Here is a 16926-nt window from a genome sequence, read left to right as displayed (position 1 = left end):
ACTGGGGGATTTCATGTTTCGCGCGCCTTGCCCTGCTTCGCACCTGTTTCTTCGCCCAACCCTCATCGCCACCTGCCTGGCCTTCAGCCTCAGTGCACAGGCTGAATCGCTCACGCTGCAACTGCCGGTGCAACCATTGGCAACGTCCCTGAGCCAAGTGGCGCAGCAGGCAAAAATCCAGCTGTTGTTCGATGAAGAGTTGCTCAAGGGCGTAAAGGCGCCGGCGCTGAGCGGTGACTTCACCCCGGAAGTGGCGATCCGCACACTGCTGAAAAATGGCGCGTTCACGCTGATCAAGGTAGGCAGCACCTACGTGGTAAAGCCCGAAGAGGCCAAAACCACCCAGAGCGGCGCAATCCAGCTTGAAGCCCTGAGCGTGATCGGCACCGGTAACGAAGTCGACTCCAGCACGGTCAACCGCTCCACCCTGACCCAGGCCGATATCGACCGCTATCAGGCCAATAACATCCCCAGCCTGCTGCAAACCTTGCCCGGCGTAAGCCAGGGCGGCTCGCTCAAACCGGGTGGCCAGACCATCAATATCCGCGGTTTCGGCGATGCCGAAGACGTGCCGCTGACCGTCGACGGCGCGACCAAAAGCGGCTTTGAGCGCTATCAGCAAGGCACCGTATTCATCGAACCCGAGCTGATCAAAAGCATCGAGGTGGAGAAAGGCCCCAACTCACCGTTCACCGGCAATGGTGGGTTTGGCGGGACCGTCAACATGACCACCAAGGACGCCCCGGACCTGCTCACCGAAGGCCGCAACAGCGGTGCAATGGTCAAATACGGCTACTCCAGCAACGATCACGAACAGGTCTACAGCGGCGCGGTGTATGGCCGTACTGACGATGGCCGTTTCGATGCATTGGCTTACCTGACCAAACGCGACGGCGACGACATGAAAGTGGCCGCCAAGCTGCCCAACGAGAACAACCAGTACCCGATCAACCCCCAGCGCCTGCCCAATACCGCCCAGGATGTGGACGGCAAACTGTTCAAGATCAACGCGCATATCACCGATGAACACGCCGTTGGCCTCTCCTACTCCCAGTCCCACAGCAATCGCTGGACGCCGTTCTCGGCCGCGAGTTACCCCACGCCACCGACCCAGGCCAACATCAACCGCTACGGGTACGAAGGGGCGCTCAAGCGTTTTTTGGCCCATCGCGACACCGTCGACACCACGTGGTCGGGCAAGTATGAATACCAGCCTCTGGATAACCCGCTGGTCGACCTGACCGTCAAGTATTCCCAGTCCAACACCGACCAGACCGACGAGCGTGACGCCACGGCGTTTTTCCAGCTGGCCACCGGCGGACGCAAGATGGACACGGCCTACACCGACAAAAACCTCGACGTGCGCAACGTCAGCCTGTTCGACACAGGGCCCTTGCAGCACGCGGTGACGATCGGCGGGCAGATCCGCAAGCACGTGCGCGAAACCGAGATGTGGATGCCCGGCAGCACTTACGACACAGCGCGCTACAACTATGGGCACTTCCAGCCGGGCTTCATGCCTCACGGCAAGGTCGATACCAACAGCTTCTTCATTCAGGATGCCGTCACCTTTGGCGACGTGACGGTTACGCCATCGCTGCGCTACGACCATGTGCGCAACCGTGGGCAAGCCAACGATGCACCGTACTACAGCAACCCCGATCCGGCGGTCGGCCACGATTACAGCGACCGCACCTACACCGGCTGGTCGCCACGGGTGGCCGTGTTCTGGACCGTGACCCCGCAAGTCGGGTTGTTCGCCAACTGGAGCCAGACCTGGCGCGCGCCGGTGATCGACGAGCAATACGAAGTGCAAGGCACCGGTAGCCGCACCGCCACCAGCGTGGACCTGGATCCCGAGCGCATCACCTCGATCACCGTGGGCAACATCACCAGCTTCGATAACCTGATCGCGCGGGACGACAACCTGCAACTGCGCACCACGCTGTTCCATAACAAGGTCGAAGACGAAATCTTCAAGGCCACCGGCGTAGGCTGCCGGAACCAGGCGGTCAACGGCGGTACGATCTCCACGGCCTGCCCGCCGGGCGCGATGTCCAACTACCGCAACATCGGCAGCCTGACCATCAAGGGCTTTGAAATCGAGTCGCTTTATAACTCCACTTACCTGTTCGGCTCGGTGTCCTACGCCTACGCCAAAGGCCAGCACGAAGGCGCGTACACCAACCCCTGGGGGCCGGATGTGGCCGCGCGCGATATCCCGCCGACCAAATGGGTACTGGTGGTGGGCACCCACATTCCGGCGTGGGACGCCCAGGTGGGCTGGATGGGGCAGTTCATCGGCGCGACAGACCGCCTGCCCAGCGATAAATACTCCGGCGGCCCGGGTTCCAGCGTCGGCGACTTGTTCTACGACCAGTACGGCAACAAGCGCTACAACACCCAGGGCCTGTTCGCCAAATGGAAACCGCAGCAGGCTTACCTCAAGGGCACCGAGGTCAACTTCACCCTGGACAACCTGTTCAACAACAACTTCCGCCCAGCGTTGAGCGGCGACCGTGCCTACACCAAAGGCCGCGACGCGAAGATCAGCGTCACACGGTTCTTCTGAACTGTACGGATAAATCCGCAACCAGCTGTAGGCCTGCGATTGCGAGGGGCTGTGGCTAGATGGGCTTCCCTTGAAGCCCTCTGAATTTCGGTTGCCCCATGAGCTCGCGCGAAAATACCGGCATGGCCCTCGGCCTGCTGGGCGTCATCATCTTCAGCCTGACCCTGCCCTTCACCCGCATCGTGGTGCAGGAAATCCACCCATTGCTCAATGGCCTGGGCCGCGCATTATTTGCGGCAGTCCCGGCTGCGGCGCTCTTGCTCTGGCGCCGCGAGCGCTGGCCCACCTGGCGCCAGGTACGCGGGTTGTGCCTGGTGATCGCGGGGGTGATTCTGGGCTTTCCGGTGCTGTCGGCCTGGGCCATGCAAACCTTGCCGGCGTCCCATGGCGCGCTGGTCAACGGCCTGCAACCGCTGTGCGTGGCGTTGTACGCGGCGTGGCTGTCCCATGAGCGGCCATCCAAAGCCTTCTGGGCCTGCGCGGCTTTGGGCAGTGCGTTGGTGTTGGGTTATGCCTTGATCACCGGCGCCGGCAGTATCCAGGCCGGCGATTTGCTGATGCTCGGCGCAATTGCAGTCGGTGGCCTGGGCTACGCCGAGGGTGGCCGGTTGGCCAGGGAGATGGGCGGCTGGCAGGTGATCTGTTGGGCGTTGGTGCTGTCGACTCCGGTGTTGATCGGCCCAGTGTGGTACCTGGCGGCGCAGCATCAAGGCGCGATTTCGATGCGCACCTGGTGGGCGTTCGGTTATGTGTCGCTGTTTTCACAATTCCTGGGGTTCTTTGCCTGGTACGCCGGGCTGGCCATGGGCGGCATTGCACGGGTCAGCCAGATTCAGCTGTTGCAGATCTTTTTCACCATCGCGTTTTCAGCGATGTTCTTTGGTGAACATATCGAGCCGATTACGTGGGTGTTTGCGTGCGGGGTGATCGTGACGGTGATGCTGGGCCGTAAGACAGCGGTGCAGGGGTCGCCGGTTGCCAAAGCGCGCACGGTTTAAATCGATACTGGGGGCCTGTTGTGGTGAGCGGGCATGCCCCGCGCCGGGGCTGCGAAGCGGCCCCATTCAGTCACCGCACTTATCCAGATGAACCGCAGTGCCTGGTTTCAGGGCCGCTTCGCGCCCCAGCGCGGGGCATGCCCGCTCACCACACTAAGCCCAGCTCACCACACTTAAGCCAAGCCCACCACAGGCAAGCGTGCTCGTCGCAGCATGCGTTCAGCGCAGGTAGCCGTCCGTGCGCAGCAGGGTTTCCAGGCAGTGTTCGCTTATGTGGTAGAACGCCTTCAGCGCCTGGATTTTTTCCAGCAACTGCGTATTGTCCACCGGCTCGGCGCGCTTGACCGCCAGGATCATCTTGTTCTTGTTGGTGTGTTCCAACGAGATGAACTCGAACACCTTGGTCTCGTAGCCACAGGCTTCGAGGAACAACGCGCGCAGGCTGTCGGTGACCATTTCGGCCTGCTGGCCCAGGTGCAGGCCATATTGCAGCATCGGTTTGAGTAACACCGGGCTCTGGATCTGCAGGCGAATCTGTTTGTGGCAGCACGGCGAGCACATGATGATCGACGCACCGGAGCGGATGCCGGTATGGATCGCATAGTCCGTGGCGACATCGCAGGCGTGCAGCGCGATCATCACGTCCAATTCGCTGGGGGCCACACTGCGCACGTCACCGCACTTGAACACCAGCCCCGGGTGTTCGAGGCGGGCGGCCGCGCTGTTGCACAGGGTCACCATGTCTTCGCGCAGTTCAACACCGGTGACTTCACCTTCGGCCTTGAGGGTGTTGCGCAGGTAGTCGTGGATCGCGAACGTGAGGTAGCCCTTGCCCGAGCCAAAGTCAGCGACGCGCACCGGTTGGTCCAGTTGCAACGGTGAGGAGGTCAGCGCATGACTGAACACTTCGATGAATTTGTTGATCTGCTTCCATTTGCGCGACATCGACGGGATCAGCGCCTGCCTGGCGTCGGTCACGCCCAGGTCGGCGAGGAACGGTCGGCTCAAGTCGAGGAAGCGATTTTTCTCGCGGTTATGTTCGGCCGAGGGCGCCTCACGCAGCTGCTGCGGCTTGCTTTTGAACAGCGAGCTTTTGTTCTTCTTGCTGTACTCCAACTGGGCTTCGTCGGTCAGCGACAGCAGGTGCGCATTCTTGAACGAGGCCGGCAACAGCTCGGCAATCACCGACACACCGTCGGCCAGGGGCAGGTTCTTGGTGATGTCGCGGGTTTTGTAGCGGTAGACGAAGGACAGACACGGCTGCTCCTTGACGGTCACCGGTTTGATGATCAGCCGTTGCAGCTCGGCCTCGGCCCCTACGTATTTGGCCAGCACCAGCTTGATAAAGGCGTTCTGCGCCAGGCTGGCGTTCAGCAGTTCGACGAACTGGGCGTGGTGATCCGGCGCAGGGCTGGCAGGTTGAGCGGTGACGGACATGAACAAAAACGCCTCGGGCAAAGAATGCCGGGCATTTTAGGGGGGATGGGGGTCGAGGGCACGCTGTTATTTGATCAACGGTCAGCGCTGACTTAAATGTGCGAAAGGGCTTGCCCCGGCACACACCGGGGACATGGTTTACAGGCTATTCCAGGACGATCAGGCGGTTCGGCAGTTCATTGCGCGCTTGCGTCACTGGCACATGCACCTTGAGCAACTCGCCGCACGCCTCGACGCAGTCAATGAACCCGGCCAATGTCTGTCCCTGTTTCACCTGCTGGGTAAACGCCTTGACGATGGCATCCCAACTGCTGTCATCCAGGTGCCTGGAAATACCCTCATCCACCAGAATCTCCACATACCGCTCGGCCTCACAGACGAAAATCAGCACGCCGGTGCTGCCCACGGTGTGATGCAGGTTCTGCTCCAGAAACTGACGACGCGCCAGGTTCGAGGCGCGCCAGTGGCGTACCGAACGCGGGATCAGGCGCGTGGTGACCGCCGGCAGGCGAAACACCAGGCACAGCACAATGAACGTTGCCCATTGCGCCAACAGCAGGGTGTACATGCTCAGGTAGCCCGACAGGTAATGCACCACGCCCGGCACCACCAACGCGATCAGGCTGGCCCACAACAACGGGATGTAGGCGTAATCGTCGGCGCGCGCGGCCAGCACCGTCACCAGTTCGGCATCGGTCTGTTGCTCGACGCGGGCGATGGCTTCGGCAACCTGGCGTTGCTCGTGTTCAGTCAGTAGTGCCATGGTTGTACACGCTCTTTTCTAGTTATTGTCATCACCAGCCACCCGACGCGCCGCCGCCGCCGAAACCGCCACCGCCGCCTCTAAAGCCACCGCCGCCACCGCCTCCCCCGCCGCCGCGGCCACTGCTGCTGAGGATCGCCAGCAGGATCGCACCCACCGGCAGCCCCATGCGGTTGCACAGCCACAACACGCCGATCAGCAGGATAAACAGGCCGATGGAAAAGCCGGGATTATCCTTAGCGAAGTTGCTATCCGCCACATGGGCCGGCACCGCCAGCGGTTCACCGCCCACCACCTGGATCATCGCGGCCACACCGTCGCTGATGCCCTGGCTGAAGTTGCCGGTCTTGAATTTTGGCGCGATCACCTGGTTGATGATCACCCAGGATTGCGCATCCGTGAGCACACCTTCCAGGCCATAGCCGACCTCGATGCGCAACGTGCGCTCATCGCGGGCAACAATCAACAGCGCGCCGTTGTCCTTGCCCTTCTGGCCGATGCCCCAATGGCGGCCCAGTTGATAACCGAAGTCCTCAATTGGCACGCCTTGCAGGTCGGGCACGGTGACCACCACGATCTGGTCACCCGAGGTTTGCTCCAGCGCCTGCAACTGCTGGGTCAGTTGCTGGCGCGTGGCGGGGTCGAGCATTTGGGCGTTATCCACCACCCGCCCGGTCAGCGCCGGGAAGGTCAACGCCGCCTGGGCCGCGCCGACGCAAGCCAGCAGCCACAGCGCCAGGCCTATCCGTAATAAACGCATCGACACCTCAGGAAAGCCTTATTTGAACTTCACTTGCGGCGCTTTATCGGCATCGGCACTGGTGGCTTCAAACGTGGCGCGGATCGGCAAGTCGCTGTACATCACGCTGTGCCACAGACGGCCGGGGAAAGTGCGGATCTCGGTGTTGTAGGCCTGCACCGCCTGGATGAAATCGCGACGGGCCACCGCGATGCGGTTTTCGGTGCCTTCCAGTTGCGACTGCAGGGCCAGGAAGTTCTGGTTGGCCTTGAGGTCCGGGTAGCGCTCGGACACCACCATCAAGCGGCTCAGCGCACCACTCAAACCGTCCTGGGCCTGCTGGAACTGTTTGAGTTTCTCGGGGTTGTCGAGGGTGCTGGCATCCACTTGGATCGACGTGGCCTTGGCCCGCGCTTCGATCACGGCGGTGAGGGTGTCTTGTTCATGGGCGGCATACCCTTTGACCACTTCCACCAGATTAGGGATCAGGTCGGCACGGCGTTGGTATTGATTCTGCACCTGGCCCCAGGCAGCTTTGGCCTGTTCATCCAGGGTCGGAATGGTGTTGATGCCGCAACCGCTCAGCACGCTGCTGATCAGTAGCAACGCCGCGGCTTTCAAGCCCCAGCGGTAACCTTGTGCTGCTTGCATGGTGTTTCTCCTGCCCAATCTTGATGGAATGTGATGACTGACCCTATAAACCGCGCGCTTGGGGCATAATCGGCGCCCATGACTGGATTGCATCGAATCATTCAGCTAAAAAGATGCCCAGCGCAAATAAGAGTTCAGAAGTGTGGTGCATTTTCTGCAATAACACTCGAACAACAACATATCTTCCCCACATTTTGGCAGAACAGCGCCTGTTCGCTGTGCAGTAGGCCGAAAAAGGATATTCATGAAAAAGCTGTGTTTGCTCGGCCTTGTTGCCACTCTGGCCAGTCACCCCGTGTGGGCAGAAACAAAGCCTGCTGCGCTTAAAGACAAGGACGCCTTCGTCAGCGACCTGCTCAAGCAGATGACCCTCGATGAGAAGATCGGCCAATTGCGCCTGATCAGCATCGGCCCCGAAATGCCCCGCGAGCTGATCCGCAAGGAAATCGCCGCCGGGCGCATCGGTGGCACGTTCAACTCCATCACCCGCCCGGAAAACCGTCCGATGCAGGACGCGGCCATGCGCAGCCGTTTGAAGATCCCGATGTTCTTCGCCTACGACGTGATCCACGGCCACCGCACCATTTTCCCGATCAGCCTGGCCCTGGCCTCCAGCTGGGACATGGAAGCCATCGGCCGCTCCGGGCGCATCGCCGCCAAGGAAGCCGCCGCCGACAGCCTCGACATCACCTTTGCCCCCATGGTCGACATCTCCCGTGACCCACGCTGGGGCCGCACCTCCGAAGGTTTCGGCGAAGACACCTACCTGGTCTCGCGCATTGCCGAGGTGATGGTCAAGGCTTTCCAGGGCGCCAGCCCCGCCAACGCCGACAGCATCATGGCCAGCGTCAAGCACTTCGCCCTGTACGGCGCGGTGGAAGGCGGTCGCGACTACAACGTGGTCGACATGAGCCCGGTCAAGATGTACCAGGACTACCTGCCGCCGTACCACGCGGCGATCAAGGCCGGCTCCGGTGGCGTGATGGTGGCGCTCAACTCGATCAACGGCGTGCCCGCCACCGCCAACACCTGGCTGATGAACGACCTGCTGCGCAAGGACTGGGGCTTCAAGGGCCTGACCGTCAGCGACCACGGCGCGATCTTCGAGCTGATCAAGCACGGCGTGGCCAAGGACGGGCGTGAAGCCGCCAAGCTGGCGATCAAGGCCGGCATCGACATGAGCATGAACGACTCGCTGTACGGCAAGGAACTGCCGGGGCTGCTCAAGTCCGGTGAGATCGAGCAGAGCGACATCGACAACGCCGTGCGCGAAGTGCTCGGCGCCAAGTACGACATGGGCCTGTTCAAAGACCCGTACCTGCGTATCGGCAAGGCCGAGGATGACCCGGCCGACACTTACGCCGACAGCCGCCTTCACCGCGCCGATGCCCGCGATATCGCGCGCCGCAGCCTGGTACTGCTGAAAAACCAAAACGACACCCTGCCACTGAAGAAATCCGCGACCATCGCCCTGGTCGGCCCGCTGGCCAAGGCGCCGATCGACATGATGGGCAGTTGGGCCGCAGCCGGTAAACCCGAGCAATCGGTGACCCTGCTGGACGGCTTGAATGCGGTGATCGGCGAGAAAGGCAAGATCATCTACGCCCGTGGCGCCAACATCACCAATGACAAGGCAGTGGTCGACTACCTCAACTTCCTCAACTTCGATGCCCCGGAAGTGGTGGATGACAAACGCGCGCCGCAGGAAATGATCGACGAAGCGGTCAAGGCCGCCAAGGATGCCGATGTGGTGGTTGCCGCAGTGGGCGAGTCCCGTGGCATGTCTCACGAGTCGTCGAGCCGTACCGACCTGAATATCCCGCAAAGCCAGCGCGACCTGATCAAGGCCCTGAAAGCCACCGGCAAACCGTTGGTGCTGGTGCTGATGAACGGCCGGCCGCTGTCGATCCTGGAAGAGAGCCAACAGGCCGACGCCATCCTGGAAACCTGGTTCGCCGGCACCGAAGGCGGCAACGCCATTGCCGACGTGCTGTTCGGTGACTACAACCCATCGGGCAAACTGCCGATCACCTTCCCACGTTCGGTGGGGCAGATTCCGACCTACTACAACCACCTGACCATCGGCCGACCGTTCACCCCTGGCAAGCCGGGCAACTACACCTCGCAGTACTTCGATGACACCACCGGGCCGCTGTTCCCGTTCGGCTATGGCCTGAGCTACACCACGTTCAGCCTGTCCGACATGGCGCTGTCGTCCACCACCCTGAACAAGACCGGCAAGCTCGACGCCAGCGTCACCGTGCAGAACACCGGCAAGGTGGACGGCGAAACCGTGGTGCAGCTGTACATTCAGGACGTAGCCGGCTCGATGATCCGCCCGATCAAGGAGCTGAAGAACTTCCAGAAGGTCATGCTCAAGGCCGGCGAAGAGCGCACCCTGCACTTCACCATCACCGAGGACGACTTGAAGTTTTACAACACCCAGCTCAAGTTCGCGGCGGAACCGGGTGAGTTCAATGTGCAGATCGGACTCGACTCCCAGGATGTGCAGCAGCAGACGTTCGAGTTGTTGTAAACCGTGCCGCCCCCTCTTTGATTGGAGAGGGGGCGCCGTACTCGACCGCTCATGTCAGCGGTAAGTTAATTTTCACTCACGCCTACAAGCCAAGTCCTACATCAAGCCCCCGGCCCCGTCACACACCCTGTCCGCCCAATTTCATGTGCAGGTGTGTGGACTATGTCGCCCACGAAAAACGCCCGAGCGGCAACCCGAAAACGGCTCGATCACTCAACGTTCAAACGAAATGCTATCGCCCTGTGTGTCCTTGGCGGCCTCTCGGGTACGCCCGTTGATGCCGCAAATTACCTGGAACAAGGCCGGCTGCACGATGCAGCCAGTTGGCGCAGCGAAGAATTCAAAAGTAACTGGGGGCTCGGAGCCGTAGGTGCCGACTACGCCTATGCCAGAGGGTTAAGCGGCTCGGGTGTACGCCTGGGGGTGTATGACTCCGGAACCGACCTGCGTCATAGCGAGTTTGCGGGAAAGCCCAATAATGGCGTGCGCCTGGCCGATCCCGGCTGCCTGGGCAGCACGGTGCTGGCTGGCGGCTGCTTCTACTCCGAAGGTGATCGGGCGGCGGTGAATCTGGTCGACTCTCTGCCGCCAGAAGCCCTGCTCGCCCTGGAGGAACTCATTGCCGAGGGCGACCTCACCCGCGAACAACTTGACGCCTACCTCGGCACTGTAGGGGCTAGCTACGCGCTGCACGGCACGCATGTCAGCGGTATCGCACTCGCCAACCGCGACGGTAACGGGGTCCATGGTGTGGCCTACGGGGCCAATTTAAGCGCCGTGAATAAATTCAGTAATACCTACCTGGGAGGACCGGCTGAACTGACGGACACCCTGCGAGCGCCATCGCCGACGCCAGAGGCGGTCGACATGACCTACGCCGAACTGCACAGGCAGAATGTACGCGTCGTCAACCATAGTTGGGGGATTGCGCTTTCACCCAGGAATGAAACAGAACTGGACAAACTGCTGGACGAAATCGACTCTTTTCGAGAGTTGAAAGCCATCGCCGACGCGACCATCAAGTACGGCATTCTCCAAGTGTGGTCGGCAGGTAACGCGGCAAACGAGTCCCCCGAAACGGCGAATATTCCCGGCATTCATCCCAGCCTGCCACGTGCCGTCGCCGAGCTTGAACCTTACTGGCTGAGCGTCGTCAACGTGAACCAGGCGCTGAATTTGAGTGACGTTTCCTACCGTTGCGGCTTCAGCAAAAACTGGTGCCTTGCGGCTCCCGGGACTGAGATCAACTCTTCGGTCGTCACGGGCTCGGTAAACACCGAAAACCACTACGACAAAGACAACAATGTCGACGGGTTCGCCGTGACGGGCGACAACCCCGAGCTCGGGTACGGGATCGCTACGGGCACCTCCATGGCCGCCCCCCACGTCACCGGTGGGCTGGCGTTGCTGATGGAACGCTTCCCCTACCTCACCAACCCGCAAATTCGCGACGTGCTGCTGACCACCGCCACCGACCTCGGCGCGCCGGGCGTGGATGACGTCTACGGCTGGGGTCTGATGAACCTGAAAAAGGCCATCGACGGTCCCGGCCAACTGCGGGTCGACACGGCGGTCAACATGGACCGTCCCGCCGGCGGCGCCATCGTCTGGCAAGGTGGCGCCTGGGATGACTGGCGCAACGACATCAGCGGCCCCGGACGCCTGGAGAAAACCGGTATCGGCTGGCTGCGCCTGAGCGGGAATAACAGTTTTGCCGGGGCCACGCTCAAAGAAGGCATTCTGGAACTGGACGGCACCAACCACCTCACGGGCGACGTCACACTTGACGGCGGCGTCCTGCGCCTCAATGGCGCCCTGGCTGTCGCGGGTGATTACCAGCAGGCATCCGGCGCCACCTTGATGACCGGTTTGGAAAACCAGGCAGCTCCGGCCAGGCTGCAGGTCAGCCAGAAGGCTTTGATCAACGGCGGCACGCTGTACCTCAGCGCGCAACCCGACCGCTATTACCTGGGTCAGCGCTACAGCATCCTGCAGGCCAATGCCGCCATCAGCGGCGAGTTTGCCGCGATTGACCGCCGCGAGTTTTCGCCGTTCCTCAGCGTGTCACAAGTCAAAGAAGCCAACGCCTTGCTGGTGGAATTCGGCCGTGGCCGCTCGCTGGTGTCGGCGGCGGAAACGGCCAACCAGCGTGCCGTCGCCCATGCCGCCGACGCGCAAAACCTGCCCAGCCCGTTGCTGCAACGCCTGACCGCCTTGTTCCCCGAGCAGGCGCCGTCGGCCCTGGACCAGTTGAGCGGCGAACTGCATGCCAGCACCCAGGCAGTATTGATCGAAAACAGTCGTGTGCTGCGCCAGGCGGTACTTGAGCGTCAACGCCTCGCGCAAGACAGCCGCGCCGCCGAACCGGAGGCCGCTAACCGTGGCGCCTGGGTGCAGCTGCCTCGTCAATCGGGCCAGTTGGGGGGCGATAACGGCAACGCACGCACGTCCCACAGCGGCACGGGTCTGCTGGCCGGTTTCGATCATCAACTGGAACAAGGCACACGCCTGGGCGTGGTGGCCGGCAGCGGCAGCAGCCAAGTGAAAGCCGGGCCTCGCGGCAAGGCCGATGTCGACACCTACCAGTTGGGCCTGCACGCCGGCCACACCTGGGACGGGTTCGGCCTCTATGGTGGCATCGCCTACGCGTACCACGACGTCCAGACCAAGCGCCGCGTCAGCTTTCCCGGGCTGGAGGAGCGCCTGTCCGGCAAGTACACAAGCCGCACCGTACAGACGTTTGCCGAAGCCAACTACAGGTTCAGCCATGACTTCTGGGATTGGCAGCCCTATGTGCAACTGGCCAACGTGCAGCAGCGCAGCAACGGTTACAAAGAACGCGGCGGTATGGCGGCGCTGCGCGGCAAAGGCTCGAAAGAAAGCGTCAACCTGGCCACCGGCGGTGTGCGGCTCAACCTCGACTTGGGCAAGGCCCAGGTCGGACCGTCGTGGCTGAGCGTGCGTGGCGGCCTGGCCTACACCCATGCCAGCGGCGATCTGCATCCCTCGACCCAAGCGGCGTGGGATGGCGCAGGGGTGATGAATGTCAGCGGCGCACCGCTGGATCGCCTCAGCACCCGCATGGAACTGGGCGCCACCGCGCGCCTGAACCGCGACAGTGCAATCGACCTGAGCTTCACTCAGCAGCGGGGCGAGCGCACGCGCGACCAAAGCCTCACCGCACAGTACACGTTGCAGTTTTAAAGCATCGGCGGGGGTGCCCTACCCCCGCCTGTCCAACAGGTTGACCACCAACCGATCAATCCAGCCCCACACCCGCTGTTTGACCCGGCGCCACAACGGTCGCGCTTTCCATGCCTCCAGGCTTACCCCCTGGCTTTGCGCAAAGTCCCGCTCGAAACTGCCCGCCACGGCCTGAGTCAACGCCGGGTCCAACGCTTCCAGGTTGGCTTCCAGGTTGAAACGCAGGTTCCAGTGATCGAAATTGCACGAGCCGATGCTCACCCAATCATCCACCAGCACCATTTTCAGGTGCAGGAAACACGGCTGGTACTCGAAGATCTGCACACCCGCGCGCAGCAACCGTGGGTAATAACGGTGCCCGGCATAACGCACCGACGGGTGATCGGTGCGCGGGCCGGTGAGCAGCAAACGCACATCCACCCCACGCCCGGCCGCCCGGCGCAACGCCCGGCGCACGCCCCAGGTGGGCAGGAAATACGGGGTGGCCAGCCAGATACGTTGCTTGCTGTTGTTAAGTGCGCGGATCAGCGATTGCAGAATGTCGCGGTGTTGACGGGCGTCGGCATACGCCACCCGCCCCATCCCTGGCCCGGTGGCCGGCAACTTGGGCAGGCGCGGCAGACCGAAGTGGGTGGCCGGCTTCCACTCCCGGCGCGCCGCGTTGGCGTGCCACTGGCGGTCGAACAGCGCTTGCCAGTCCAGCACCAGCGGGCCGCTCATCTGCACCATCACTTCATGCCAGTCGGCGGTGTCTTGCCCTGGTGTCCAGAATTCATCGGTGACGCCGGTGCCACCGACCACGGCGAGGTTCTGGTCAATCAGCAGCAGCTTGCGATGGTCGCGATACAGGTTACGCATCCAGCGTCGCCAACTCAGGCGATTGTAGAAACGCAGTTGCACGCCGGCGTCGGTCAAGCGCTTGCGCAACCCGAGGGTAAAGGCCAGGCTGCCGTAGTCATCGAACAGGCAGCGCACCTGCACGCCACGCTCGGCAGCCAGCACCAGGGCCTGCACCATCGCCTCGGCACACGCTCCGGCTTCCACCAGATACAGCTCAAGATCGACCTGGCGTTCGGCGCGCGCGATGCCCACCAGCATCTGCGGAAAAAAACACGGGCCGTCGATCAGCAACTCGAAACGGTTGGCGCTGCGCCACGGGAACACCGCGCCACTCACGTCAGCGCGCCGTAAAAATCAGCACCGCACCCACCGGCACCGACAAACTGATCGACTTGAGCCCCGCCGCCTGGCGCAACGCCGCCACCCCCGGCGCCAGGTCGAAATCCTCGGCGTGCAACACCAATGGTTCCAGGGTTACCACTTGGAAACGCCGGTCATCCAGGCGCGTGGCCAACAGCTCTGCACTGTAGGTCTGGCTCTTGCCATGCAAGGTCACTGAAAGCGGCAGGCGCAATTCCAACTGTGCGCCGGGCGCCAGGTCATTGATCGGCTGCAGGTTGATCTGCGCGCTGATCAGCGCTTCAGGGAAGGTCTTGATCTCAAACAACTGATTGCGCATACGCTCGTCGCGCAGCGGGATGCCGCTGTTGACCGACTCCAGCTCCACTTCCAACTGCGCGGCGCCCTTCGCGTCGACCTTGCCGTGCAGTACCAGAAAGCGCTGCACTTCGGCGATCTCGGTGTTTTTGGTGGTGACGAACGACAGGCGCGAGGATTCGTTATCCAGGTACCAGTCGGCGTGGGCGGGGATGGCGATTGCGGCCAGCAGGGCGAAGGCCAGGGGTCTGACGTTGAACATAAACACTCGTGTGGCAAAAAACCTGCACGAACCTTAAGCGCATGTCACGAACGGCGCAAATCCAAATAGGGAAGCGGATTTACTGTGGCGGGCAAGCTTGCTTGCGCCAGGGCGCGAAGCGTCCCCATCAGCTGCCACGTTTCCCTCACAGCTCCCGTTTTTCCGCCTGCCCCCAACCCGATCGCACATTTGACTTTCCATACAGTGGACAAGCCAACGCCATGTGTATTCCGGGCAGATGTTGCCGGTCATTGTGCACTGCGAGCGCGCCCAGAAAAATGCAAAGCGACTGTTAAGTAGCGCGGGCAGACGCGATTGATGGGATGTCATCAGAATCTTCCTAAGGCTTTCAAGGAAATGTCCGACTGTACTTTTAGTAATCACAACTTCAGGGTACTAACCCACGCGCCGCACTCACCCCATTTAAGTAACTTCATCATAAGAATTTGGAGAACACTAATGCGTGAAGGTTATTACATCGGACTTGGCGACAAAACCACGTGCGGCGGAACAGTTCTGGATGGTGATCCAAGAGTAAACATATACGGTCTCCTACATGCTTGCGAAGGTGACCAAGTTACATGTGGGAAGCATAAAGGCATTTATAAAATACTCGGTGGTATCTCGCATATCGAAAGCCATGGCAGACGTATGGCCGGCACACTGGACAGCTTCAGTAGTTGCCCCTGCCGGGCCAAATTCATTCCCTCGGTATACACCGCGACTTACAGCAACGAAGGTTATGAAGCGCCAGCAACCAGGCGAGCCGTTGAACCGGCATCTTCGACGCTGACCGGCCGCCCCGACACACCGCAACAATCTACCTATGCCCCTTCTCACACGTTGGCGCCTTCAGCATTTAACGGGCTGCCGGGCCAGGAGCCCGGTTTCTACGTCGTACCCAAGAGCATGAGTCGAGAAGCGTTGGAGAACGTGCTGTTCCCCGCACCTGATCCCGACGTAATGAGGAAGTTTCAAGCCCTCAATCCCAAAACTGGCGACGTAAAAGCCGGCGCCATGATCGTGCTTGGCGATCCAAATAACACCTCCTGTAGTTATCAGGAAGCACAACTGATGCAGGCCGCTCAACACGTGGACGCATCGCTGGATTCCCTGACCCCAGATGAAGCTGACTTTCTGTATAGACACGGCGCAGAAATCGCCAGCTTCATTGGTCATACCTCAACCTGGCTTGGAGTGAGCGCAATGGTGATGGAAAAGCACCTGACGAACCTGCGCGACACACTCCAGGCCATCGAGCGTTTGCATCAGGAAAGCTATCGTCAGCACGGACACCTTAAATCGCCGCAGTTCTTCGCCGAACGCCAGCGCCTGCTCGCGCAGTTGGATGCTCATCTGCTGAACTCCACGCGTCTGCGCGGCCAGACTACTCTGGGCGATCATCCCAAGCTGAAAACGGCGCTTGGGATCTCCAGCCGAAGCTTGGTGTATCACTGGGACAAGGCCGGGGCGCCGGGACAGATTCCGGGATATTCAGCTCATGTGGAGGCGATCAGTCGCGCGGCCAAGTACATGAAAACAGGCGGTTATATCGGCATTGATATTGGCGGTGTGTCGTCGTTGCTGTCTATTCCGCAGGTGTGTAACGGCGGTTTTTCGGCAGCCTGTGAGAAGGTCAAATTTACTGAAGGGGGGAAGTCTGGCATATCCACCGCAGGGGGTGCCCTAGTGGGGGGGATGGCCAAGGCAGCCAGTGGTCCGATTTGTCTAGCGCTAGGCGTATCTACAGGTATCGGAGGAGTAGTTTGTGTCGCGGCTGTTATTGGGGCTGGTACCTGGTTGGGTACGACTGGCGGTGGGATGGCTGGTGAGCACATGGGGGAGAAAATCTACGAGATGACCCAACCGTGAGCAGTATCGACACTTGGTCTCCCTGGGTTGCGATCCTCGTTACCGGGGCCCCAGGTCTGCTCGGGCTCATGAATATTGCATATAGTCTGTACCTGAGCAGCCGTCAACTGGACGCTATGAAGAACGCCTTGAAGAACAGCCGTTATATTTATCTTTGGGGGCCGAGTTTAGGGAAGCGCGGTTTGATTTTGTCCCTCTTAGAGATAGCAAAAATCACAGGGATGATAATGATGCCAAAGGCCTATATCCGGCTCGGCGACTTAAACCCTGTTGATCTTGAAAACTTTCCAGCTGGCCTTAAGCAACTACTGAAAATCAACTTTTTAATATTGACTATTGGCTGCGCTTGGCTAGTAGTTGTGTGCTTGCTTTTACATTTTAAGTAATTAGCGATA

12 protein-coding genes are annotated in these 16926 nt (G+C 60.9%); 6 read left to right on the top strand and 6 right to left on the bottom strand.

Going from position 1 to position 16926, the window contains the following annotated elements; translation table 11 throughout:
• Positions 1 to 13: 13 nt before the first annotated feature.
• A complete protein-coding gene (locus tag PSH59_RS06850) occupies positions 14 to 2572 on the top strand; it encodes a TonB-dependent receptor (protein ID WP_305394621.1) in 2559 nt (852 codons plus the stop codon).
• A gap of 98 nt (positions 2573 to 2670) precedes the next feature.
• Positions 2671 to 3570 carry a DMT family transporter gene (locus PSH59_RS06845; protein WP_248076893.1) on the top strand — a complete coding sequence of 300 codons (900 nt, stop codon included), beginning with the start codon at positions 2671 to 2673 and terminating at the stop codon, positions 3568 to 3570.
• Between the two features lie 219 nt (positions 3571 to 3789).
• On the opposite strand, the gene PSH59_RS06840 is transcribed toward PSH59_RS06845, so the two are convergent.
• From PSH59_RS06840 to PSH59_RS06825, 4 genes are all read right to left on the bottom strand, one after another.
• Complete coding sequence (locus tag PSH59_RS06840) at positions 3790 to 5007, bottom strand: SAM-dependent methyltransferase (RefSeq protein ID WP_305394620.1); 1218 nt, start codon at positions 5005 to 5007, stop codon at positions 3790 to 3792.
• A 145-nt stretch (positions 5008 to 5152) separates the two neighbouring features.
• A complete protein-coding gene (locus PSH59_RS06835) occupies positions 5153 to 5770 on the bottom strand; it encodes a TPM domain-containing protein (protein ID WP_305394619.1) in 618 nt (205 codons plus the stop codon).
• A 31-nt stretch (positions 5771 to 5801) separates the two neighbouring features.
• Complete coding sequence (locus PSH59_RS06830; RefSeq protein ID WP_282445818.1) at positions 5802 to 6530, bottom strand: YgcG family protein; 729 nt, start codon at positions 6528 to 6530, stop codon at positions 5802 to 5804.
• Positions 6531 to 6548: 18 nt separating this feature from the next.
• The gene (locus PSH59_RS06825) at positions 6549 to 7160 is read right to left on the bottom strand and encodes a LemA family protein (protein ID WP_094953058.1); all 612 of its coding nucleotides are present in this window, start codon (positions 7158 to 7160) and stop codon (positions 6549 to 6551) included.
• A gap of 244 nt (positions 7161 to 7404) precedes the next feature.
• Here PSH59_RS06825 and bglX point away from each other — a divergent pair, with 244 nt between their 5' ends.
• Together bglX and PSH59_RS06815 are read left to right on the top strand one after the other, a co-directional pair.
• Positions 7405 to 9696, top strand: coding sequence for a beta-glucosidase BglX (gene bglX / locus PSH59_RS06820; RefSeq protein ID WP_305394618.1), 2292 nt, complete (start codon positions 7405 to 7407; stop codon positions 9694 to 9696).
• 162 nt (positions 9697 to 9858) lie between these two features.
• Positions 9859 to 12900 (top strand): autotransporter domain-containing protein, encoded by a 3042-nt coding sequence (locus tag PSH59_RS06815; RefSeq protein ID WP_305394617.1) that lies wholly within the window; start codon positions 9859 to 9861, stop codon positions 12898 to 12900.
• A gap of 18 nt (positions 12901 to 12918) precedes the next feature.
• On the opposite strand, the gene PSH59_RS06810 is transcribed toward PSH59_RS06815, so the two are convergent.
• Complete coding sequence (locus tag PSH59_RS06810) at positions 12919 to 14076, bottom strand: phosphatidylserine/phosphatidylglycerophosphate/cardiolipin synthase family protein (RefSeq protein WP_248076901.1); 1158 nt, start codon at positions 14074 to 14076, stop codon at positions 12919 to 12921.
• Between the two features lies 1 nt (position 14077).
• Complete coding sequence (locus tag PSH59_RS06805; protein ID WP_248076902.1) at positions 14078 to 14659, bottom strand: YceI family protein; 582 nt, start codon at positions 14657 to 14659, stop codon at positions 14078 to 14080.
• Between the two features lie 459 nt (positions 14660 to 15118).
• Here PSH59_RS06805 and PSH59_RS06800 point away from each other — a divergent pair, with 459 nt between their 5' ends.
• Both PSH59_RS06800 and PSH59_RS06795 read left to right on the top strand, forming a co-directional pair.
• Complete coding sequence (locus PSH59_RS06800; RefSeq protein ID WP_305394616.1) at positions 15119 to 16531, top strand: PAAR domain-containing protein; 1413 nt, start codon at positions 15119 to 15121, stop codon at positions 16529 to 16531.
• Positions 16528 to 16917, top strand: coding sequence for a hypothetical protein (locus PSH59_RS06795; RefSeq protein ID WP_305394615.1), 390 nt, complete (start codon positions 16528 to 16530; stop codon positions 16915 to 16917). Before PSH59_RS06800 ends, PSH59_RS06795 begins: the two co-directional genes overlap by 4 nt.
• The last annotated feature ends 9 nt before the right edge of the window (positions 16918 to 16926 follow it).

The sequence above is a fragment of the Pseudomonas sp. FP2309 genome (genome assembly GCF_030687575.1).
Taxonomy (GTDB): domain Bacteria; phylum Pseudomonadota; class Gammaproteobacteria; order Pseudomonadales; family Pseudomonadaceae; genus Aquipseudomonas.
Note: the sequence above shows the minus strand (reverse complement) of the source record. Positions and strands in the feature narration are given on the sequence as shown.